This window comes from Kribbella sp. NPDC056951 (assembly GCF_042674205.1).
Classification (GTDB): Bacteria; Actinomycetota; Actinomycetes; order Propionibacteriales; family Kribbellaceae; genus Kribbella; species Kribbella yunnanensis.
The window spans coordinates 40,883-63,205 of the sequence record NZ_JBHUQZ010000011.1 but is presented as its reverse complement, the minus strand read 5'-3'; the positions used below and the strand labels follow the sequence as shown (position 1 = coordinate 63,205).

General features: G+C 64.5%; 22 protein-coding genes. 14 read left to right on the top strand and 8 right to left on the bottom strand.

Annotated features, from left to right (window positions below; translation table 11 throughout):
- Positions 1-452: 452 nt before the first annotated feature.
- The 3 genes from ACFTSF_RS32430 to ACFTSF_RS32420 are packed head-to-tail and all read right to left on the bottom strand — an operon-like array spanning position 453 to position 2,512.
- A complete protein-coding gene (locus ACFTSF_RS32430; protein WP_380158292.1) occupies positions 453-902 on the bottom strand; it encodes a dCMP deaminase in 450 nt (149 codons plus the stop codon).
- Positions 895-1,584 (bottom strand): RibD family protein, encoded by a 690-nt coding sequence (locus ACFTSF_RS32425; protein ID WP_380158290.1) that lies wholly within the window; start codon positions 1,582-1,584, stop codon positions 895-897. The genes ACFTSF_RS32430 and ACFTSF_RS32425 overlap by 8 nt, the downstream gene beginning before the upstream one ends.
- On the bottom strand, positions 1,577-2,512 hold the full coding sequence (locus ACFTSF_RS32420; protein ID WP_380158289.1) for a hypothetical protein: 936 nt from the start codon (positions 2,510-2,512) through the stop codon (positions 1,577-1,579). Before ACFTSF_RS32420 ends, ACFTSF_RS32425 begins: the two co-directional genes overlap by 8 nt.
- 243 nt (positions 2,513-2,755) lie before the next feature.
- On the opposite strand from ACFTSF_RS32420, the gene ACFTSF_RS32415 reads away from it, so the two are divergent.
- From ACFTSF_RS32415 to ACFTSF_RS32375, 9 genes are all read left to right on the top strand, one after another.
- Positions 2,756-3,895, top strand: coding sequence for a phosphotransferase family protein (locus ACFTSF_RS32415; RefSeq protein ID WP_380158287.1), 1,140 nt, complete (start codon positions 2,756-2,758; stop codon positions 3,893-3,895).
- A gap of 50 nt (positions 3,896-3,945) precedes the next feature.
- A complete protein-coding gene (locus tag ACFTSF_RS32410) occupies positions 3,946-5,196 on the top strand; it encodes a methionine adenosyltransferase (RefSeq protein WP_380158285.1) in 1,251 nt (416 codons plus the stop codon).
- Complete coding sequence (locus ACFTSF_RS32405; RefSeq protein ID WP_380158283.1) at positions 5,196-6,122, top strand: aminoglycoside phosphotransferase family protein; 927 nt, start codon at positions 5,196-5,198, stop codon at positions 6,120-6,122. Before ACFTSF_RS32410 ends, ACFTSF_RS32405 begins: the two co-directional genes overlap by 1 nt.
- Positions 6,119-6,721: a histidine phosphatase family protein gene (locus tag ACFTSF_RS32400; RefSeq protein WP_380158281.1), complete on the top strand. Its 603-nt coding sequence runs from the start codon at positions 6,119-6,121 to the stop codon at positions 6,719-6,721. The genes ACFTSF_RS32405 and ACFTSF_RS32400 overlap by 4 nt, the downstream gene beginning before the upstream one ends.
- Before the next feature lie 78 nt (positions 6,722-6,799).
- Positions 6,800-8,092 carry a serine--tRNA ligase gene (gene serS, locus ACFTSF_RS32395; RefSeq protein WP_380158279.1) on the top strand — a complete coding sequence of 431 codons (1,293 nt, stop codon included), beginning with the start codon at positions 6,800-6,802 and terminating at the stop codon, positions 8,090-8,092.
- Positions 8,093-8,274: 182 nt separating this feature from the next.
- The gene (locus ACFTSF_RS32390; protein WP_380158277.1) at positions 8,275-9,114 is read left to right on the top strand and encodes a hypothetical protein; all 840 of its coding nucleotides are present in this window, start codon (positions 8,275-8,277) and stop codon (positions 9,112-9,114) included.
- 86 nt (positions 9,115-9,200) lie between these two features.
- Positions 9,201-10,085, top strand: coding sequence for a hypothetical protein (locus tag ACFTSF_RS32385; protein ID WP_380158275.1), 885 nt, complete (start codon positions 9,201-9,203; stop codon positions 10,083-10,085).
- Positions 10,086-10,271: 186 nt separating this feature from the next.
- Positions 10,272-11,477 carry a methyltransferase, FxLD system gene (gene fxlM / locus ACFTSF_RS32380; protein ID WP_380158273.1) on the top strand — a complete coding sequence of 402 codons (1,206 nt, stop codon included), beginning with the start codon at positions 10,272-10,274 and terminating at the stop codon, positions 11,475-11,477.
- A gap of 70 nt (positions 11,478-11,547) precedes the next feature.
- Positions 11,548-11,958 (top strand): immunity protein YezG family protein, encoded by a 411-nt coding sequence (locus ACFTSF_RS32375; protein ID WP_380158271.1) that lies wholly within the window; start codon positions 11,548-11,550, stop codon positions 11,956-11,958.
- A gap of 29 nt (positions 11,959-11,987) precedes the next feature.
- Here ACFTSF_RS32375 and ACFTSF_RS32370 read toward each other — a convergent pair whose 3' ends face one another.
- Complete coding sequence (locus tag ACFTSF_RS32370; RefSeq protein ID WP_380158270.1) at positions 11,988-12,731, bottom strand: alpha/beta fold hydrolase; 744 nt, start codon at positions 12,729-12,731, stop codon at positions 11,988-11,990.
- Positions 12,732-12,867: 136 nt separating this feature from the next.
- Between ACFTSF_RS32370 and ACFTSF_RS32365 the strand changes: the two genes are divergently transcribed.
- A complete protein-coding gene (locus ACFTSF_RS32365; protein ID WP_380158268.1) occupies positions 12,868-13,842 on the top strand; it encodes an aldo/keto reductase in 975 nt (324 codons plus the stop codon).
- A gap of 73 nt (positions 13,843-13,915) precedes the next feature.
- Here ACFTSF_RS32365 and ACFTSF_RS32360 read toward each other — a convergent pair whose 3' ends face one another.
- Positions 13,916-15,373, bottom strand: a complete 1,458-nt coding sequence (locus ACFTSF_RS32360; protein WP_380158518.1) for a plasmid pRiA4b ORF-3 family protein — start codon at positions 15,371-15,373, stop codon at positions 13,916-13,918.
- A 98-nt stretch (positions 15,374-15,471) separates the two neighbouring features.
- On the bottom strand, positions 15,472-16,359 hold the full coding sequence (locus ACFTSF_RS32355; protein WP_344161848.1) for a LysR family transcriptional regulator: 888 nt from the start codon (positions 16,357-16,359) through the stop codon (positions 15,472-15,474).
- 141 nt (positions 16,360-16,500) lie between these two features.
- Here ACFTSF_RS32355 and ACFTSF_RS32350 point away from each other — a divergent pair, with 141 nt between their 5' ends.
- The 4 genes from ACFTSF_RS32350 (at position 16,501) to ACFTSF_RS32335 (ending at position 19,254) form a co-directional block, all read left to right on the top strand.
- The gene (locus ACFTSF_RS32350; RefSeq protein ID WP_380158267.1) at positions 16,501-17,106 is read left to right on the top strand and encodes a DUF6318 family protein; all 606 of its coding nucleotides are present in this window, start codon (positions 16,501-16,503) and stop codon (positions 17,104-17,106) included.
- 443 nt (positions 17,107-17,549) lie between these two features.
- Positions 17,550-18,011, top strand: coding sequence for a PKD domain-containing protein (locus ACFTSF_RS32345; RefSeq protein ID WP_380158265.1), 462 nt, complete (start codon positions 17,550-17,552; stop codon positions 18,009-18,011).
- A gap of 62 nt (positions 18,012-18,073) precedes the next feature.
- Positions 18,074-18,838: an SEC-C domain-containing protein gene (locus ACFTSF_RS32340; protein ID WP_380158263.1), complete on the top strand. Its 765-nt coding sequence runs from the start codon at positions 18,074-18,076 to the stop codon at positions 18,836-18,838.
- Positions 18,839-18,840: 2 nt separating this feature from the next.
- Positions 18,841-19,254 (top strand): hypothetical protein, encoded by a 414-nt coding sequence (locus tag ACFTSF_RS32335; RefSeq protein ID WP_344161830.1) that lies wholly within the window; start codon positions 18,841-18,843, stop codon positions 19,252-19,254.
- Between the two features lie 3 nt (positions 19,255-19,257).
- Here the strand turns inward: ACFTSF_RS32335 and ACFTSF_RS32330 are convergent, their stop codons facing one another.
- The gene (locus ACFTSF_RS32330) at positions 19,258-20,280 is read right to left on the bottom strand and encodes a hypothetical protein (protein ID WP_380158261.1); all 1,023 of its coding nucleotides are present in this window, start codon (positions 20,278-20,280) and stop codon (positions 19,258-19,260) included.
- A complete protein-coding gene (locus ACFTSF_RS32325; protein WP_380158259.1) occupies positions 20,250-22,214 on the bottom strand; it encodes a BTAD domain-containing putative transcriptional regulator in 1,965 nt (654 codons plus the stop codon). The genes ACFTSF_RS32330 and ACFTSF_RS32325 overlap by 31 nt, the downstream gene beginning before the upstream one ends.
- Between the last annotated feature and the right edge of the window lie 109 nt (positions 22,215-22,323).

Sequence of the window (22,323 nt, the reverse complement as noted above, 5' to 3'; positions counted from 1 at the left end):
TACCCAACGGGGACCTAGTGCACCTCCTGATCGCAGGGCGATACTCAGCCCACGACTCGCTGGTTCGGAGGCGATCATGTCGATCTCGACGAGGATCCGATCTCGTGGCGCGGACCTGAAGATTCCGCACCGCGGAGCCCGGTTCATGTCAGCCCCACCACCTTTTGGCGACTCACGCGACTCACGAGCAGCGAGTGTGAAGGCCCCCTCCTTTCACGCTGCCTCGAACCGGGTCAACCCAGCCCGTACGCAGTTGACGTTCTTGCCCGATGTGGTCTTCGCGCGACTACCTCCGAGCCTGCCTGCCCTCCTTGTCAGTGCCGCATCGCTGTGGACCGGGATTGGCACCAATAGTGGGTGTTAATCCAATTGCCTGCTCGGCTCGAACGGCCAGCTTCGCGCTGGCTTGGAGCGCCGTTTCGCGAGGTGCATCGATACCGGCTGGCGCTGAGTTACCGGAACAGGTGGGCGTTGACGTGACGGGCGGCGTTTGCGAGGTCTGTGAGTTCCTGGACCTCTCTGCCTGCGGCGGTTAGGAGTTCCGCGCCTTCGCAGTCTACGAAGAGGAGTGGTTCTCGCCAGGCTAGGACTACTCGGGGGATGGTGGTGGCGAGGATTAGTTCGGTGCAGGTTCGGGGGCGGGACGCTCGTTTGCTGCAGGGTTCGAGGGTTGTGTAGATCGTTGCGGTGGTGAGGCGGGGGTCTTGGGGGTCTAGCTTGGCTAGGGCGATCTCTTCGGCGTGGTCGTGGGGGTCTGTTTCCCGGGAGTAGCCGGTCGAGATGATGTCGCCTGCGGGGCTGACGATGATGGCGCCTACGGAGAAGGCGGTCGTTGATGGTGGGCAGGAACGGGAGAGGTCGATCGCCTGCTCCAGCCAGTAGTGATCGTCGAGGTCAGGCATCGGTTGCGGCCTTGGGGAGGTAGCGGAGGAGGACGACGTCGCCGATCTGCCGTACCTCGGCGAGAGCCATTCGGTTTGAGGGGTTCTGAGGGAAGGCCGCGTCGTTTACGAAGCTAGGCGCGGTGCTGTCGCCTACAAAGAAGGGCGCGACCACGAGGTGAATCTCGTCCGCGAGGCCTGCCGATAGGAATTGGGTGTGGATCGTGCCACCGCCCTCGACCATCAGGCGGGCGACTCCTCGCTTCGCGAGGTCCCGGAGGACGTGGTCGGGCTGCACCGTTTCGCCGGCGTCGACGACCGTGCTGACCTGGCCGACCTGCTCGTTGGCCTTGGCGGCTGCAGAGGACGGGACATAGACGATCTTCTCTACGTCTCCAGTGCTGAAGAACTTCGACGAGGGATCCAAGTCGCCGGATCCGCTGATCGTGACTTTGATCGGGGACTCGGTCTGGCCGGCATTCAGACGGGCCTTGCGGCGATCGTCCGAGCGGACGAGCAGGCGAGGGTTGTCACGCCGGATCGTGTTGGCTCCTACCAGGATGGCGTCGACGCCGGCGCGGACGTCGTCGACTCGGTCGAAGTCCTCGTCGTTGGACAGGAGGAGACGCTGATCAGTGTTGTCGTCGATATAGCCGTCGATTGATGCCGCCACGGACAGCAGGACGTAGGGACGATCAGACACGTGGTTCTCCTTCGGTGTGTACGACGTTGTCGAGCAGCTCGACGAAATCGTCCGTCATCTGCTCTATGTCCATTGTGCTTGCCCCGGAATCAAGGCTGGCGCAGCTGTCCAGCTTCGCAAGCTGGTCACTCGAGATCCACGAGGTCAGCGGCGGGTGACGCCGTACCTGTTGGAACATGGCTCGAGCGGTGCCGCCGCTGGCACCATACGGCAGGACGCGCTTGCCCAGCGCGATGGCAAGGTCGGCTTCGGCTCTCGTACCCGATCCACCTCCGACGACTACGACGTACTCAGCGTCGGAGATGACGTTTCGGCGCCCGAAGATCGCGACCGCACCGCGGAGGCCGGGCGGCTGGTAGTGGTCCGCGATGTGAGTCATGACCTCGATGCCTACTCCAACAGGCCCATGATTGACCCGCAGTCGACGGACCATGACGAGTCGGGCCAGCGCGCGGACGGCGGCGTCGACAACTGAGTCGTGAACGCCCGACGTGCGACTCCCACAAATCGCGATCCGGGTGCTGCCGGGCTCAGAACCGTCCAGTCTGCGACGCTCCTGGTCGGCCGGCATTCTGGCGGAATCCGCCATCTCACGCTCGTCGCGGATTGACGACATCAATGCGTCGGCAGGGGCGAGGCCCATCAGCATCCGGGCGGTGTCAGGCAGGCGAAGTCCTTCAGCGATGCGCGTCAGCACGCCGATGTCCGACACCTGGCCGTGCCGTGCTCCGCGGACCCAGTTCGACACGTCGGATCGATCATGTTCGGTCAACAAGGCGAGTTGAGTCTGGGTGCAGTCGTCGAAGGCGGCCAGATAGCTCCGAAAGAGTGCTCCGATGTCGCGTCGGGCCAGTGCGGTCTGCACGTCGTTCCCGCGCCAGAAAGAGATCGGTACTGCGTTCGGATCGAACACCTTGCGGCGGGTCACGCAGCCTCCTCCCTCCCCGATGACACACCGAGCGTAGCGGGATGGAACCAACCTGTGGACTGAGACCACGGGTTCAGTCGATTTCGCTCCGTAGTCACATCGCCAAGTATGAGGTATCCGATTGCTGACCTGGAGTGACTGATATGGCGACTGTTTCCTGGCCGGTCCAAGGCCGTGCTCGTTGTTCACTGCCGACCGACCGCCGGGTCTGTGTGTGGTTCGGCGAGCACCTCATCGTCGACTATGTCGCCGACCTCGAGTCAGCTGCCGCCTACGAGACTGCGATGCGACGACGCTTCTCCAGCCTGCGTGTTACCAACGAGCCAGCTGCTTCACCGCCGCGGACGTTCCCACCACTCCAAGGAGAAGCGAAGCGAGATGTCTGAGGTCGAGCCAAGTCTGCGCGCTCCCACGGACCAATCACCCCGGGACGCTGGCAGTCCCCTGAGCCAGCGGGCGGGCGTACTGGTCCCTGCGCCTGCGTCTGCCCGCTGTTCCAAGCAGATCGGAGTTTCCGACTGGGCCGAGTTGTTGCCTGGAGTGCGGCGGGAGGTTGTCAAGCCACTCTCGATCATGCGGTGGGGTGATCCAGGCTGGGTCTGGAAGGTCTATCGCGGGTTTGAGCCGTACGAGCGGCTCGGTCGCGAGGCCGAGGCGGTGCGGATGGCCGCTGGGTGGGGAATCGCTGTTCCGAGGGTGCTTGCCACAGGACTTCACGAAGATGGGCCATGGAGCGTCTTCAGCGTCGTGCCAGGGACACGACGGCCGCTGCGCAGTGAGCACGATGTCCGCCGGCATCTACGAGATGTGCGCAGGTTAGTTGAGACGCTCGGAGCGAACTCCGTCGGTCTTGCGCCAGGTGCTGGCTGGGCCAAGTCCTCTAGCGATGCCCCCACGGGACATCGGCAGTTTCTGCTTGAGCAGCTGTCTGAACGGTGCCGAGCGTATGAGTGGTGGGGCGCTCTCCACAGAAGTCTGCTGATCATCGAGTCGGAGCCCACCGTCTATCTTCACGGCGATATGAAGGCCGAGCACTTTCTGATCGCCGAGGATGCGGCCCATGTTGTCGATTGGGAGGCGTGCGGTCGAGGGCCTGTGGCCTGCGACCATGCCGACGTTGTCTTTCATCTCCTTCGCGATCTGATTCACGACGGGGTCGCGGTTCCGTCGACTGTGGTCGCCTTGCTTGCCGAGCTTGGAAGTCCTGGAGCTGTCCTGGCCTGGCGACTGGTTCGATGGCTGGACCGACGCCGGCCTGAGGATCTTCTTCTCGTATCACCCCGAGAGGTGACTGAACTCGCTGTTGAATCCGACGCGGCCGCTGCCTGTCACAGGCTCTTGCAAGTCATGACAGCTCTTCGCGCCAAAGGCGTCCCCCGCTGACGACGTACTGGCGGCCGTCTACCTACTTCGACTCTGAGATTGGAACTGCTATGCCAAGAACCAGTACGGCGATCGGGCCGAGCCACGTCGTTATCGACACCGGCGTTGCCCGCCCGGATTCAACGACAATCGTTGAGCGCAAAGGTCTGGGACATCCGGACACGCTTGCTGATCATCTCGCAGAACGCCTGTCACGCGCCTACAGCTCCTACACGCTAGATCATTTCGGGGCGGTCCTGCACCACAACTTCGACAAGCTTGCGCTCTTGGGTGGTGGATGCGAGGTCCGCTACGGCGGTGGTCGCATGACCTCTCCGGTACGAGTCCTCGTGAACGGTCGGGCGGCGCGGGTGTGTGGCGACGAGGTTATTCCGGTGGCGGAGCTTGTTGACGCCGAAGTCCGAGGCTTCTTCGCCGAACGACTTCCTGAAGTGACGAACCATCTCGACATCGTTCACAACATCACCAGCAACTCCAGTCCGGGCGCGGTGATCACGGGCGACTCTGTCCCGGAGCGTGTCCGGTGGTTCAATCCGCGGTCGATCGAGGACCTTCGCGAACGGCGGGTGCGGTTGTCCAATGACACGTCGATTGGAACGGGCTGGGCGCCTGAAAACCGCTTCGAGTCGTTCGTGCGGGAGCTCGTCAACCGTTTCTCCGGACGGAGCGAGTTCACGCTCGCGCATCCTTGGTGCGGGTCAGACGTGAAGCTCATGGGTTACTCGGACAAGGATCTCGCCGATGTTGTTCTCTGCGTGCCGCAGAAGTCCAGGTTCGTTGGCAGCCGGGCAGAGTACGTTCGCAACCTCGGAGTCGTGCGCGAGGAATGCCACCGGCTCGCCGCCGTTCGCCTGCCCGGCGTCAACGTGCGATTCCGGCTCAACGCCCGGGACGTACCCGATCGGGATGAGCTGTACCTGACCCATACCGGCAGCTCGATCGAGTCGGGGGACGAAGGGGTCGTCGGTCGAGGCAATCGTGTGAACGGCCTGATCACACCGCTACGGCCGATGAACCTGGAAGGTGCCAACGGCAAGAATCCCGTCTATCACGTGGGCAAGTTGTACAACGTCGTCGCGCAACGGCTGGCACAACGCCTCGCCGACGAGACCGGGGATCACGCTGAGGTCCACCTCGTCAGCCTGACCGGCCAGCGTCTGGATCAGCCTTGGCGTGTTCTGGTTCGGCTCTCGAACGAGAGCGCCGATGTGCACAAGGTGCAAGCGCTTGTCTCCGATGCGCTCTCGGAGTTCCCCGCGCTGACGGACGAACTGGTCACGAACGGGATCGTGCTGAGTTGATGGATCTTGGTGAGGTTTCAGCGGACTGCCGTCAGCGATTGGTCAGACACTACGGTGCCAGTGCGGATAGCTGGATCGCACGGGCCCCTGCGCTGCTACAAACAGCTGCCAGACGTTGGGGGCTCACCCTGCTGACCTATCACGACGTCGGCCACGCATCTGTGATCGCAACGGCGACCAGCAAGCAGGGGCGACCGTTGATCCTCAAGGCATGGACCGATTCGACCCGGTACCGGCACGAGGTCTCGGCCCTGCGCCACTGGTCCACCGGCCCGGCGGCCGAGGTCATCGACGTCGCAGACGATCTGGCTGTCGCAGCCCTGGAGATGGTTGGTCAGTGTCCAGGCGGAACTGATCGTCCGGCATGCGAGTTCGAACAGGTCGCGGAGGCACTGAACGTGCTGCACGGCCTCAGCGACACAGGTGCGCTCGCCGACCTCCCGCGGCTGGCCGATCACCTGCGGGAGGAGTTGACGCCGAGGGTTTGGTCACGACTACGAGTCCAGGACCTGGGCCGATGGGATCCGGTCGCGCGCGTTGGTCTGCGTGCGCTGGGGGACGCGCTGGGCGAGCCGTTGAGCCGCGACGGACGGCAGACGTTGCTTCACGGGGATCTCTACCGGGAGAACGTGCTGTTCTCAAATGCCCAGGGCCCGATCTTCGTGGACCCGCTTCCCATGGTGGGATCAGCCGCCTTCGACTGGGCGTTCTGGGTCGTGTACTACGAGGTCGAACGTGGGTTCCAGGACCGGATGACGCTCGCCGTACGGACGTCGAATCTCTCGGAGCGAGAGATTCGTCGTTGGTGCGCTGCCCTGCTCCTTGACGGACTGCTGTATTACCTCGAGACCGAGGACCCCAGAACAACACTGTTTGGTGATACCGCCGTCAGGTTCGCCCTGGATTGCGAGAGGAGTACGCGATGATCAACCTGATCTACCGCCATGGGCACACGGACTACAGCGTGCAGCACCGGGTCAACGGCGACCCCTCCTTTCCAGTTCTGCTGAGTCGCGTCGGGTGGCAGACATGCCGGCGAGCACAGGCGTCCATGCCATCGGCGAACGTTCGGACCTGGATCAGCAGCGAGTTCCCCCGAGCACGGCAAACGACCATGGTTCTCATGGGCTCGTCGTCGACCGAGCCAGTAGTTGAGCCACGGTTGAACGAATTGGACTACGGCGTCTTCGAGGGCACGCCCTTCCTGTCGTATGGCGGCTGGCTGACTCAACGGGGTCCGGATCAACGGCCCGAAGGAGCAGCAGAGTCACAGCGACAAGGCATAGTGCGAATGCTCAGCGGGCTCTCGGCAGTTCTCAACCACCCAGGCGACCGGGTGATAGTCGGCCACGGTCTCCTGACTTCTGTTCTGACCTGGGCAGTCAACGCACCACGGCACGAAACACTTCCGCTCTTTCTGCCCGAGGCGCCGTACGTCGAGCCGCTTGTCCTTTCCGACGACGAACTGACCGACTTGCTGGCGATGCTGGCCGATCGGATCGCGCCGTCCGACGTCGCCCAGTGATGTCTGCGCATCGCGATCGCCAGGTGGCTGCTAACTTCAGCGGCACCTGTCCATTGCTGGAGATGAAGGATTCTCGCTATGCATGATGCTCGTGCTCTCATCGAGATGGGACCCGAGGCGGTTCGTCGGCTGGCTCGTCGCGGCTACAACCTCGACCTGTCCGCGCTGCAGGATCTGCAGTCCCGGCGGAATCGGAGTATCCACTCGATCGACGAGCTGAGAGCAGAGGCGAAGCGGGTTGCCGCCGAGGTTCAGCAAACGGCGCGCGAGGGCGGAGATATCGCGGCTCTGAAGGAAACCGCGCGCAAGCTCAAGGAGCAGATCCGCGAGATCGAGGTTGAGCAGGAAGAAGTGCAGGACGAGCTCACTGCTCTCCTGCTAAGCATTCCGAACCTGCCGGATGATCGGACGCCCGAGGGTGATTCGGACGAGTTCGCGACGGAGATCAGGCGCTTCGGAGCTCAGCCCGCCTTCGCGTTCGCGCCGAAGGACCATGTAGATCTCGGCGAGGCGGCGGGAATTCTCGACTTCACCCGGGCCACCAAGCTGTCCGGACCACGCTTCGCGGTGACCCGTGGTGCGGGGGCAGCGCTGGAGCGTGCGCTAGGCACGTTCTTCCTCGATCTGCACACCCGACGCCACGGCTATGTGGAGCACTCGGTCCCGTACCTGGTCAGCCGGAAGACCATGACCGGAACGGGCCAGCTGCCGAAGTTCGAGGCCGACCTGTTCAAGACGGGCGTCGCCGAACGCGATCTGTTCCTGATCCCGACGGCCGAGGTCCCACTGACCAACTTGTACGCCGACGAGATCATCCCGGCCGCCGAGCTTCCGGTCGCCTTGACCGGCCAAACGCCATGCTTCCGCTCTGAGGCAGGGTCCTACGGCCGTGACACCCGCGGCCTGATCCGGCAACACCAGTTCACAAAGGTCGAGATCGTTCGGATCGTAGATCCTGAGCAAGCAGACAGCGAGCTCGAGAACATGCTCGGCCACGCCGAGGCCTGTCTGAAGGAACTCGGGCTCGCGTATCGGGTGGTCATGCTCGCTGCCGGCGACACCGGCTTCTCAGCACAACTCACCTACGACATCGAGGTGTGGTTTCCGAGCCAGAACACCTACCGCGAGATCTCTTCGGTCTCGAACTTCGGAAGCTTTCAGGCTCGTAGGGCCAACATTCGCACCCGGGGCGCTGATGGCAAACCGACGCTAGTGGCCACGCTGAACGGCTCCGGACTCCCGGTCGGCCGGACGCTGGCCGCGCTGATCGAGCAGTACCAGCAGGAGGACGGTTCGATCCTGATTCCGCAAACCCTTGTCCCCTATCTCGGCTTCCGCCGCATCGCGGCGGACGGATCACCGGAGGAATAGTGCTTGTCGGCGTCTGCGACTTCCCTAGTGACTACCCGTTCCCGCCCGCCGCCTACGGCGGCATAGAACGCTGGCTCTGGGCGGTCGCTGTTGGAGCTCGAACCGCAGGCGCCGACGTACACCTTCTAGGGCCAGGCTGGATCTCGGATCTCGATCACGAGTGGACCCGCAAGCCGCTCCGCTTGGAAGACATCACCGCTGGCTCATTGGCGGAGCGGGAGCTGCGAAGCTCGGCGTACGACCTGCTGGTCGTCGGTCATGAATATCCCTCGCAGCCCGACTGGGTCCGCACCTGGGATCGGATGGACTGCGACGTCGCCACGTTTCAGCACTCGCCGACCTTCAGACACTCCGCGGACGCCTTCGACGGCAAGCGATCACGCCTCTACTGCTATTCGCCAGAGATGATCGAGCGCTATGAAGATCATCAACCGATTGCCGAACTCGCCGTCCACCTCGGCATCAATGAGCAGGAGCCGCAGGCCACCGCTGGCGATGACCTCGTGTGGCTTGGAAGAATCGACGGCGACAAGGCCCCGCACCTTGCTGCCAGGGCAGCGCAGATCCTCGGCCGGCGCATTCGCATCATCGGTCCTATCTTTGACGAGTCCTACGTCCGGGCACATGAACGTCTGTTCGGCGCTGAGCACGTCGACCTGACCGGCGAACTGGGTGGGCCGGCCAAGATAGCGGCGCTCCAGGCCGGCTCCGTGTTCGTCTACACCTACGCACGAACGTATGTAGAGGCCGGTGCCGCCGTTTTCGGAGAGACACTGCGGGCCGGAACTCCAGTGGCGGCGCTGACCTGGCGAGGAGGCACTTGCGCCGCCGCGGCCACTTGTGATCAAACCGGCGTCGTTGCGGTAGCCGATCCCACCGAGGACGATGAGGCGGCGTCTCGCCGACTGGCAGAGGCCATCGTCCAAGCCGAGGAACTCGATCACTCGACCGTACAGGCAATCGGGCAACAGAGATTCGATCCTGCGCGTCATTTCGAAGCGATGGCCACCGGGAGGTGCTGATCCGAGAGTTGGCGGACTGGATCCCCGGTTCGCTCCATCGGACTCTTGGGCCAAAGTGGGATATCCGTGTCGACGGTGATCAGCTGATGATCGTGCACCGCGATCACTCCGAGTACTACTCGCCGCCGCGACGGGCCCTGCCGTTCAGCGAGCTAGTCGACGTACTCGAGACCAGCTTCGCGGCGCATGGTGTGCCCCGCGCACGACCTCTGCCGCTTCGGTGGGGTCGCGACACCGACCTCACGGTGTCTGCGGTCCAGGCACTTGACCCCCTCATCAAAGACGGTCGGGACTGGGTCTATCGGTCTGGATTCCTGCCTCAGCCCGTCGTTCGCCTGACCGGGCAGCGCGACGACGGCGGTCAACTGCGCGATGGGTTCCTCACCTCATTCGTCAACATCTCTCACATCCAGCCGATCAGGCGCCATGACGAGTTCTCAGAAGTAATCGACATCTGGCTGTCCGTTCTCGCACGAGTCGGGCTGCACGCCCGGCACCTCAGCCTGTTCGGTCGTCTGACGACCTGGCAACGCGCCTCGGTTCGGGGCGTAACTTTGCGCTTCAGGCACCTAGATCTGACGCTGGGCGACGTCAACCTCCTGTGGAACGCCGATCAGCCCCACCGGATGGCCGTGGACCTTGGCAGCGGCCTGGAGCGGTTGGCCTGGGCTAGATCCCGAGCCAATTGGAATGATCTTGTTTTCGGTCCTTTCGCAGATGCTGCGCCACCAGCAACGCTGGACGCGATCCGCACCGCGACTCTCCTACTGGGTCACGGCATCCGCCCAGGACCCAGAGGCGCAGGAGGCACTACCCGGCGAATGATCGGTACCATCTCACCCGAGTCGGCGCCCCTCGGTGTAGACGCCATGGTCCGCTTCTCACATCGCTACTGGCATTCAATCGCCCCACTCCGCCTTGAATGGCCGGCCACCGCCTCCGCGATCGAAGACGAGCGATCGCGACACTGAAGAAGTTCTTGCCAGACAACTCCGGCACCCGTCCTGATGCGATGTGACACGACTCCTCGATTTCGCGCTCCGACAGTCCCAGCACACGGTGTCCTGATCGGGCTGCAAGCACCCGAGAATGTCCGTCCGCCCAACTACGATCGGGCTTCCGCCATGTCCCCTGACCCCGGCTTCGCGAAGGAACCAATGAGTACCATCACTGACTCGCCCGAGATCCTGCGCGCGGCCATGGTTGACAGAATCCGCGCCGTCGGCCATGCCGGCGCTCTGACAGTGGAGGAGGCGATGCGGACAGTACCGCGGCACAAGTTCGTGCCCGAGGCCAGCATCGAAGACGCGTACGCCGACATTGCCGTCATCACCAAGCGTGCCAGGGATGGCGTCGCGCTCAGCTGCGCCTCGGCACCCATCATCGTCGCCATGATGCTCGACCAACTGCAGGTACAGCCCGGCAATCGCGTCCTCGAGATTGGAGCGGGCACTGGCTGCAACGCAGCCCTCCTGACGCAGCTCACTGGTCTTGGTGGTGCGGTCACAACTGTCGATATCGATCCTGAGGTGACAGCCGGTGCTCGACGCGGACTTGACGCGACAGGTAATAAGCACGTCGACGTCATCACTCGCGACGGATCGCTCGGCGCGCCCGAGAACGCGCCGTACGACCGCATCATTTTCACCGTCGGGGCATGGGATCTGACGCCGGCATTCTGGGAACAGCTGGCTCCCGGCGGCCGCCTGGTCGTGCCGCTGCGCTGGCGCGGTCAAACCCGCAGCGTCGCATTCGTACGAGACGGCGACGCGCTCGTTTCGGACTCACTGGAACTGTGCGGCTTCGTCCCCATGATCGGACAAGACGGTGAGCGCAGCGGCGCCATCGACGCCGACGGCCTGGTCACCCTGTACTGGGACGTCGATCAGACGATCGACGTGGCAAAACTGAGCGGTGTCCTCGATCAGCCCAAGGAGACCATCTGGTCCGAGGTTCTCGTTGGGCCGCAGGAGCCCTTCGACGGCATCTGGCTGCGCATCACCGGTCACGACCGCCGCATCTGTCGCATCGCAGCCGACCGCGCTGCAGTTAACGCAGCGGTGTGCACGCCTGCTATCCCCATCCGCAGCCCTGCCTTGGCTGAAGACGACAGCCTGGCCTACCTCGCCTTCAGGAAGGTCGAAGAGGGCAGGTTCGAGCTCGGCGCCATCGGCCATGGGCCGTACGGAGGACATCTCGCCGGGCTGCTCTGCAATGAGATCGAGGCCTGGAATCACGACCGCAACGCTCGGCCCACCGTGCGGGCTTACCTCGTGGCGACACCGGTGCCCTCCTTCGGCCAGTCAATGACCCACCAGACGATCGAGAAGGTTGCATCGCGATTAGTCCTCAGCATGGAGTGAGGTGCGTACGCCACAAGGCTGCTAGCGGCGTCATCCTCGACAACAACCCGAAGCAGAGAGGGCTCCACTCATGATCGGTGAAGCACAGGACCTGCTGACTGCGGTCGGCCGCTCGCTGGCTCGATCGGGGCCTAACGGCTGGCGGGAGCTGGAGCTCAAGATCTCGGCCGCCGGCCGGGTGACCTCAACCACCGTGAGCGCCACCAACGCGGACGGCAGTGTCGATCTCGACAGCGAACTGGACGATGACGGTGATGACGCCGCAGCCGAGCTTCGTGAGGCTATGTATCAGGAGGACAAGGGCACCTGGTACAACGCGCGGGTGAGCCTCGACAGCTCAGGGCAACTGGATGCCGACTTCGATTACGACCACCCGCCGTTCGACGGGCAGGCGGCCCCAGATCTGTTGGTCGAGGATCATCGCTTGTTTCCCCGCGACCAAGCACAGTTGCCTTCCTGGCATCCGTCGCGATCTGGATAGACGTCTGCCTGACCGGCGACGGGAAGTCCTCAGCTCCGCCGGGCGAGGTCGATGAGGGTGTCTATTGAGTCGGCGACGATGGTTGGGTCGTCGGATTGGATGTTGTGGCCGCCGTGGCGGGCTACTTTGTGGGTGGCGGCTAGGTCTTTGGCTAGGGATTGTTGGTGGGATTGCCAGCGGGTGTCTAGTTCGGTGGGTGTGAAGGGGTGCCAGCGGGTGAAGTCGATGGTTTCGTCTTCTAGCCAGTGGCCGGGGCGGCTGGCTATGACGGTGGTGGGCATGGCTAGGGGGCGTCTGCTGCGGGTTACGTCGGCGACGCTGGCCGGGATGTCGAAAGTCAGGTGGTTGCCGTCGTTGGCGGTGAGGATGGGGGTGGCGACGTCCAGGTTGAGGTGGATGTCGGAGGTGTCGACGAGGAGTAGGCCGGCCGTGTCTTCGGGCCAGGTAGCTGCGTAGATGAGGGCGATTAGGCCGCCTAGCGAGTGGCCGACCAGGATGAATGGGCCTGGGAGGGTGGACGCGGCTAGTAGTTTGCGTAGTTCTTCTGCGGCGGCGCCTAGTGTGCGGGACGTCAGGTCGGGGGTGTCGCTGTCGCCGATGCCGGGGCGGTCGTAGGTCAGGCGGGTTGTTGGGGAGCGCAGTACGGCGATGGCTTCGTCCCAGGCGTTTCGGCCGCTGCCTGCGCCGGAGATGAAGACGACGGTTGGCGAGCCCTCCCCTGCGATCTCAGCTGCGAGTTTGTAGCCGCCAACGTCGAACTTGGTGATCGCCATGCGCCGAGCCTAGGAGGTCGGCGGGACCGCGACCTGGGCGCGCGACACGCCGTACGGGACTTAGAACGTGTGGTGATGGGACTGAGTGGATTCTCCTGTTGGACAGCTTGCACCGGCTAGGAGGAGGTTGGAGGGTATGGAATTCACTCATCTTGGCCGGACCGGCCTGACTGTTAGCCGTATCTGTTTGGGCACGATGAACTTTGGGCCGCACACGAGCGTTGACGACTCGCACGCGATCATGGATGTGGCTCATGAGAAGGGGATCAACTTCTTCGATACCGCCAACGGGTACGGGCGTTCGATCTACCCGGGGCGTACTGAGGAGATCGTTGGCGAGTGGTTTGCCAAGGATCCCAAGAACCGCGAGAAGACGGTGCTCGCGACGAAGGTCTATGGCGACATGGGTTCGGATTGGCCGAACACCAACAAGCTGTCGGCGCTGAACATTCGGCGGGCGCTCGATGCGAGTCTGAAGCGGTTGCAGACGGACTATGTCGACCTGTACCAGTTCCACCACATCGACCGGGCGACGCCCTGGGACGAGATCTGGCAGGCGATCGAGGTCGCCGTACAGCAGGGCAAGATTCTGTACGCCGGGAGCAGCAACTTCGCTGGTTGGCACATCGCGCAGGCGCAGGCGGCTGCGGCGAACCGGAACTTCAATGGGCTGGTGAGCGAGCAGTCGATCTACAACTTGATCGTGCGCGATGTCGAGCGCGAGGTGTTGCCGGCTGCGCAGGAGTATGGGCTCGGCGTGATCCCGTGGTCGCCGTTGCAGGGTGGGCTGTTGGGTGGCGTGATCCGCAAGGAGAACGAGGGAGTGCGCCGTACTGAGGGGCGCGCGAAAGAGGCACTCGAGAGGTTGCGGCCGCAGATCGAGCAGTACGAGGCGTTTGCGGATGAGCTCGGGCATGAGCCGGGCGATGTCGCGCTCGCGTGGTTGCTGCACCAGCCGGCGGTGACTGGGCCGATCGTTGGTCCGCGGACGATGGAGCAGCTGGAGTCCGCCGTACGGGCGGTCGACGTGAAGCTCGACGACAAGGCGCTGGCCAAGCTCGACGAGATCTTCCCGGGGTACAAGACGGCTCCGGAGGACTACGCCTGGTAACACCGTTGGTTTGAGCGGCTCGGAAAACAGCCGGTACGCCGAACGCTCGGCGTACCGGCTGTTTGCGTTGGGGCTACGCCGTCGGCAGCCAGGTAGTCAGGGCAGCCTTGGCGAACAGCGTCCCTTGCGGCGTGGGGTTGTCGTCCCAGCGATGGATACCCGGCTCATTGGTGAAGGCGCCGAGCCGACGCAGTACGAAGCTGGTCTCCCGTGCCGCAAGACGGGCCATCACCGGCGTCATGCGTGTTCCGTCGATGTCCCTCCAACCGATCGCATCGAGAATCCGGGCGACCGACGGGTAGGGGTCATCCGCTGATCCTCCGGCAAGGGCGAGCAAGAGGACGAGTCCGGCATGGATCTCGCAGAAGTCGTCCATGTCTGGCGGCGTTTGTTCAGCAAGGTGCCACCACAGGGCGAGCGGATCGTTGCGGAGCTTGCGTCCTAGCTTGCTGAGGACGAGCGCTCCGCGGTACTTCCGCAGCAAACCCATCGCCTGCGCGGATTCCCGCAAGGCAAGAACGGGAACTGTCTGCACCTCGCGGTTGCCCTTGCCGATCCACTCTTCGCCCAGCCCGAGCTCGGCCATGGCGGCCTCGACGTGGGCGGGCGGCAGGTAGCCGGCACCGGTCAACTTTATGCCGTCCGTCCCGACACGGTTCAGCAGCCAGTTGTACGGCGCGACCATCTGGGCTGCGATGTCAGCGTCGATGTCGACCGGCGTGTCCAGATCTGCCATGGCGACCATCTGCTGGAAGTGCTGTCGATCAGCCGCCGAGTCGATCGCGTGGGCGAGCGCTTCGAGCAGACCGAAAGATTCTGCGTCGTTGCCAGTGGACATTGCCAGCGTCGCGTTGATGCTGTCGAGATCGAACGGCGTCGGCGGAAAATCGTCGAGCTCAGCGTCATCGCCGAACATGCGAGCATAGGCGGCGGCTGCGGCTGCGCTGTCCGGATGATCGATCGCGTCGCAGATCACCTCGTAGCCCCACACGCCTCCGCAGTCCTCCCCCGGTCCCGGACGCTCACCGGCGACGCAGATGGCTCTTGGCGCTGACTCGTCGCGGGGCAGCACGGCTTCGATCTTGATGACATGCATCCAGTCGTCGCCGAAGTCGTACAGGTAGAACAGTTTGCTGCCACGCCTCGCCAGCACCTCGTCCAGGCGCACCTCGTCCTCCGGTACGCCGGCCGCGCCTTCCTCAACCTGGAACGGGCACAGGTAATGCTCGCTCTTGCGACTGTAGTAGCTCGGACCTGCCGCGAACTCGTGCAGGTGGCTGTCCGTCCAACCGAACGCGGCCTGAATGATGTGGTGGACTTCGTCCAGAAAGAGATCGGACGCAAGTTCCAACCGCCTCCACAGCGGGGACCGGGTCCCCTCGAGTTCGACCCGCACCTGGTAGGTGACCACAGTCTTGCGGCGTGGACTTCGACAGGACGGGCCTGGCGGCCGCTGCCCAAACGGATCGAGTCCCGCTCCGAGCAGATCCGGAATCACCGGTCTCGGGTCGTCGACACTCGTCCCGGACATGTGCGCGTGGAGCTGCCCAAGCAAGGCAGCAGCCGCATCCAGATAGGGTTCTTGCTTGCGTGCCACAGCGGCAAACTCTAGCGCCGCCGCTGCTGCGATCAGTTGTGGACTGCGGTGGTGGGGAGCATGCCGAGGAGGGCGTCGGCGGCTAGGGAGGCGGCGGTGCCGGTGGGGACGGCTACCGAGACCTGCCAGTCGGCGGCGCTGCCTGGTGTGAGGGGGACGGTGACGTGGTCGCCGCGCTTGGCCGCGATGCGCTCGGGGACTAGGGCTACGCCGAGGTTGTGAGCGACCAGGGCCAAGAGGGTGTGTACGTCGTTCACCTCGATCGTGACCGGGTGTGCGACGCCGGCGGTGGTGAACGCTCGGTCGGAGATGGTGCGGGCGCCCCAGGTCGGGTCGAAGTCGACGAAGGACTCGCCTGCTAGGTCGTCGAGTGATACGGGGCGACCGGCGGATAGGCGGTGGTCTGGGGCGCAGACGAGGACCATTGGTTCGCGGGATAGCGAGCGGAGGTCCAGGCCTTCGACGGGGTCGCCGGCGGTGGCGACGAAGGCGAGGTCTAGGCGACCGGAGGCTAGCTCGTCGAGCATCGGGGTGGAGCCGCCTTGGCGGACCTCGATCTCAACGCCGGGATAGGCGGAGCGGAACTTGGCGAGGAGAGCCGGTACGTCGACGACGCCGAGGCACTGCTCTAGTCCGACGGTTAGGTGACCGCGGAGGAGGCCTTGTACTGCGGCTACTGCGTCGCGGGCGGCTTCGGCGGCGGCTAGGGTACGGCGGCCTTCGCAGAGGAGCGCGCGTCCCGCTTCGGTGAGCTCGACGCTGCGGGTGTTGCGGACGAAGAGGGAGGCGCGGAGCTCACGTTCGAGCGCGCGGATCGAGGCGGACAGGCCGGACTGCGAGATGGACATCGCCTCAGCCGCGCGCGTGAAGTGCTTCTGCTCGGCGACGGCCACGAAGTGTTCCAAGTGCCTGAGCTCCATGACTAAGAACTCTAGTCGATCGCCGCAAGGTCATTCTGCTGTGCGAAATGTTGCCGAGTTATCCACAGCTGCATCAACTGACATCACCGGCTGGTACCTACTCCGTTTACGATCAGAGATGACTACGGAGAGGTGAACTCGGTGACAACCCGCAACAAACCGGCCTTCGGCGCTGCCCTGTGCCTCGGCGCGCTCCTCCTCACCGCCTGCGGCCCCGGCAGCCCCGAAGCCGGCCGCCCGAACACTGCGCCGCCGCCGAGCCAGCCATCGGGCAGCACGTCGGGCCCTGGCACGAGCGCTCCCACGACGGACACGCCCACCGCACCACCGACCCGCCCAGCACCCGCAGTCGGCTCGAACCTGGCGGCCGGCGAAGCATTTATCGGGTTCTACGTAGACCTTCTGAACTATTCCTATGTCACAGGTGACCCTGCCGGTTTCCTTGCGGAAAGCGACAAGGGGTGCGTCGGCTGCAACGCGTTGGCCGACTACGTAAAGAAGGTCAACGCGAGGAACGGAACACTCAAGGGCGACTTCCAGGATCGCTTGGTCGACGTCAAGGAGATCCACAAGGGCGAGAAGGACCACCTCGGCGGCTCGGCGACACTCAAGACCGGAGCCTACGAGGAGATCCAATCTCCAGGCGGCAGCCCCGTACCGCAGGCGGCGGGCACAGGCACCATGGAGTTCACGCTCTCGCGGAGCGGCGACAACTGGGTCATGTACGAAATGCAGATCGACGAATGAACGTGCGGACGGCACGACTCGGGGCAATCTGCACTGCGACAGCAGTGCTCGGCTCCGGCCTCATCGCCATCGCGGCGACAGACTCGGCGTTCGGCCAGGCAGAGTCGTTCCCGTCCGCCGTCGTCACGAACAAGCCGAAACCGGACGTCAAGGGTCGGCACTCCCGGTGGGGCGTGACTCTCGATGGCAGGGCAACCACTCGGCAACGGCAGAACAAGGGCAAGCCTCCTCGGCGCAACCCGGCCGTCAGCAAGGGCGGCCACAAGCCGGCCCGAGCCAGAACAGTCGTTCCTCCATCGCAGAAACCGCGCCGCCCGTTCCGGCTGAACATTGGAGTCTGCGGTCGCATGGGACCCGACGGAACGATCCCAGGACCGACTCGCTGCCAGCCGACCGGTCCGATCGAACCTCGGCCTGGACGGCCGGAAACGCCGCCTCCGGTTGTGCAACCGCGGCCCGAGGATGTCACGTGGAACCAGGTACTGGCCGAGTCGAAAGACGTGCTGTTTCCGAAGCTGACGGTTCATGTGCAGCCCAAGGACCGCACGCTGATCAACATGGAAACAATCGTCTACACGGATGACAACGGCGTGACCACTGTCCCAGTAGTGATTCTCGGGTTCCCAGTCATCGTGAAGGCGGTGCCTACGACCTACACGTGGCACTTCGGTGATGGGACCAGCAAGACAACAGATTCTCCAGGCAGGCCGTACCCCTCCAAGGAGATCACCCACAAGTACATGAAGCGCGGCGACCTGAGTCTGTCGGTCACCGTCAACTATGACGCGAGCTTCGACGTTGCCTCAACCGGACCGCAATTCGTCGGGCCGGTGCCGATTACTGGGCCCTCGACTCCGCTGCAGGTGCGCGAAGCGGTGCCGGTGCTTGTCGATCCGCCGCGTTGAGGGTTATCCACAGGTGTGAAAGTGGTGGTTCGGCGGGTGGGCGTTCTCAATATGTTCCAGGTATGGATGACTTACTGACGGACGATTTCGACTGCGACGACGAGGAAGACGACCTGCCGCCTGGCGGTGCCTCCGATGTGATGACGCGGTGGTGGGCAGCGGATGCGCACGAACGACGGGGTGAGTATGTGGAAGCGCTGATCTTGTACTCACAAGGGTTCGATCTACTGAGCGAGGATGAGATCCGCTGCTCGAGGTGGGCGCGATTGCTGGTGAACGCCCGGCGGCGAATGAAGCATGCGCTGGGCATCGAGTTGGACAGCCTCGACCGGACGGGTGAGATGGGATCGGTCGAGCGAGCCAACCTGTACTTCGACGCGCTGGACATCCTGCGGGAGCCGGAGGTCAGTCACGGGCAGGTCCACGTCTGGAGCCGGTCCGAGCTCGTTGGCGCCCACGAGGTCTGGCCTGTGCGCATCAGTCTCGACAGCATCCGGGACTACTACCACGAGGTCGAACGCGGACTGCGCCGGCACAACTCGCCGGTCCTCGTCATGCACCGGTCTGTTCGCTTCTTCTTCGACCGGGTGAAAGAGGCTCAGCCACTGCTGGAGGAGCCTGGACAGACCTTCATGTCGATCAAGTGGCCACGGGACGATGCGACTGGGGTTGCCTGGCCGCCAGGACGCAATCAACCGTGCTGGTGTGGGTCCGAGGTGAAGTACAAGAGATGCTGTGGCGCGGCGGCGTCGCAGAGCAACGGCGACCTAGGCTGGGGACTTATCTGGTTGCGTGCGGGGGCGGGGTTGGCTGTCTGTAGGGTGTGATCATGGCGGATGAGTTTCGGGTTGAGGTCGTGCTGGGGAGTGACGAGCACGGGTTGACGTTCTGGGATCGGTTGCGGGCGCTGGATCTGGATGACGATGCGCGGAAGCGGCTCGGGAGTCTGGTGACGGTGACGCGGGACGGGAACCGGATGCTGCTGTACACGCAGACTCTGGAGGATGCTCAGGAGGCCGAGCGGACCGTCAAGGAGCTTGTTGCCGATGACAACCTGACGGCTGAGTACACGGTGACTCGGTGGAACGCGGCCGAGCAGGAGTGGACGGATCCCAGTGTGCCGGTGGGGGCGCATGACGAGGCCAGTGACGAGGCGAAGAACGCTGGTATGGAGGTGCCGGATCCGCGGTACGTCGTACTGCAGGCGTACAAGCCGGAGTTTCTGCGGGACCTCGGTCTCTGACGGTTAGACCGGGATGTAGCCGCTCTGCTGCCGGAATTCGTCGGCGGCAGACTGGTGTACGGCGGCCTGTTCGGGGTTGCCGAGGGTGCGGTAGCAGTCGGCGATCAGGGCGTTGACGTGGTACTGGCCGACGCCGTATTCGACGGCCTGGAGTTCGGTCAGGGCGGTGAGCGCTAGTTCGAGAGCGCTTTCTGGGTCTCCCGCGCGGAAGATGCAGCACGCCTGCCAGCTGTGGGCCTCGGCCAGCATCGTGCCGAAGCCGCCCTGGTGGGCCAGCGCTTCGGCCTGGTCGAAGGACGAGCGAGCGGACGGGATGTCGCTTGCCGAGACGTGGATTTCGCCGATCACGAGTCGGCTGAAGCATTCGTGGTAGCGCGAGGTGATCTCGAGGCTGCTCTCGAGTGCCTCGGCGGCGTGTGCGAGGGCGGCCGGGTAATCCTGGCGGTTGCGGTCGAGTTCGGCCAGTGACAACCGCCAGCCGATCACGTCGAGGCGGTTTTCTCCCGGGATCAAGGCTAGGTCGGCCTCGGCCTTCGCGTACTCCCCCAGGTCGGTGTACGCCGCCGCTCGGTTGACTCGGGCGATCCAGCTGCTCCCGTTGGACAGGTCGAGGCATTCCGTCGCGCAGTCGATGGATTCGTGGAACCGGCCGAGGTGCAGGTAGTTCAGCGACTGGTTCAGCAAGGCGACGGGCAACCGCGAGGGCTCGCCGAGAGAACGGAAGAGAGCGATCCCCGCGGCGAGCAGCTCCGACGACTTCCGCAGTTGGCCGCGGTCGTTGTAGGCGACGCCGAGATTGCAGAGGAGTGCGGCTTCGCCGAGTGCGAAACCGCTCTCTCGGTACAGCTCGATGGCTCGCGCGCTGTGTTCTGTGGCGCTCACCGCGTCGCCGGTGATCCGCGCGAGCACGCCGCGCGCGTGCTCGATCGCGCCGCGGCCGCGGGTGTCGGGCCCGGCGGCTGAGCCTAGTTCGACGAGGTTGCGCCACAGGCTGATCAGGCTGTGCTCGTACAGGTAGGGGCGCACGATGTCCGCCAGCAGCCAGACGGTCTCGGGCGGTCCGATCCGGAGCGCCTCGGTGGCGATCGCCTCGACATTGGCGAGCTCCCCCTCGAGCCAGCTTTCCGCGGGCCGGGTTTCGGACTGCCTGGTTTGCGGGTCGCCGGTGGCGACGGGGTCGTACGGCGGGATGGCAGTCGGACTGCGGTTGGGAACAAGCGGCTGATCGCGGCGTCTGCCGTGTGCACATACCAGCTGCACAAGGTGTTCCAGGCGTTGAGGTCGGGTGGGGCGAGTAGGCCGGCGTACTCCCTGACTAGGTCGTGCATCAGGTAGCGGCCGTCGCCGACGGGCTCTAGGAAGCTCGCGGCCTCGAGGCTGGTGACGACGTGTTGGTGGTCGGCGCCGACTAAAGCCGCTGCCGCATCGCGGCCGAATTCGGCGCCGGGGAACTGGGCGAGCAGGCGGAAGCCGCGCTGGACCGAGGGTTCTAGGAGTTCGTACGACGTCTGGAAGGCAGCGCTGACTGCGACTTCGTCGTCGATGGTCAGTGTCGGCAGGGCGCCGGCGGTTCGCATTCGGGCGACGTACTCGGCGACTGAACCACGGGCCGCGTTGGCACCGGCGATTCGCAGAGCCAGCGGTAGGCCGGAGCAGGCCGCAACCAGCGAACGAACTGCGCCATCATCAGGTGCATCGAGCAACAAACGGATCAGTACCGTGCTGTCGTCGTCGGTCAGCGTCGAGACGCGCAGACCGATTGCTCCGTCGAGCGCGATCAGGCCGCCGAGGGCGCTCCGGCTTGTCACGAGAACGGCGCTTCCGGCGCGACCGGGCAGCAGCGGACGGACCTGAGCCGCGTCTCGCGCGTCATCGAGTACCAGGAGAACGCTGCGATCCGCCAGCCGCGCACGGAACATCGCGGCCCGGTCGTCGAGATCGTCGGGGATCACGGAAGGCTCGACGCCCGACGAACGCAGGAGCTCGGCCAGTACGTCGCCTGGGCGCCGCGGCTGTCCTGACGCGCCTCGCAGCCGCACGAACCATTGACCGTCAGGGAACTGTTCGACCAGCTGATGCGCGGCGCGAACGCAGAGAGCGCTCTTTCCGACTCCCGGGGCGCCGGACAGCACCACGACCGGTACGCCGTCGGTCGTGCAGACCAGCTTCGACACTTCGGCCACCAGGTCGTCCCGGCCGATCAGCTGACGGACGTCGAGCGGGAGCTGGTTCTGCGGATGCCAGTCGTCGGGAGTCGCGGCCGTTGTCAAGGAGGATGTCAGGATCGCCTGCCGCAGCTGGCGGAGTTCGTCGCCGGGGTCGAGGCCGAACTCCTCCGCGAGCCGAGCGGCGATCGCGTCGTACGCCGAGAGGGCTTCGACCTGGCGTCCGCAGCGATAGAGCGCGGTCATCAGCTGACCGCCGAGGCGTTCGCGCAACGGTTCTTGAGCGGCGAGTGTCTGGAGATCCGGCAGTACGTCGGCGTGATCGCCGCGAGCCAGCCGGGCGTCGTAGTACTGCTCGGTCGCGGCCAATCGTTCTTCGTTCAGCCCCACAGCAACGTGCGGATCGACAGAGAGCGCTCTCCCGCGCCACTGATCAAGAGCCCTTTGCAGATGCTCGATCTGGCGCGCGGGATCAGATGCGGCCTCGGAAACGGCAGCGCGGAAGACCGCGAGATCGCAGGGCTCAGCGGCCAGCAGATAACCCTGACCGCGAGTCCGGAGAACGTCCGCACCGACGATCTCGCGGAGGCGCCGTACATAGGTGTGCAGTGAGGCTTTGGGATTCGCGGGCTGGGTGTCCTCCGGCCACAGGCGGTCGATCAGTTCGTCGACGGAGACGACGCGGTGCGGGCGCAGGAGGAGGGTCGCGAGAAGAGTCTGCAGGCGCGGCGCCAGCGCGGGAATCGCACGTCCGTCGACGACGATCTCGAGCGGGCCGAGGATGCGGAACTCCATCGGCCCAGTCTGGCAGGGCGAGGGCTCGCGATGGCTGCCTTGACAACGGTTCGGTGACGGGAGAGCGCATTCACACGACGATGCCTCCCCGGCCGACTAATCTCGGCGG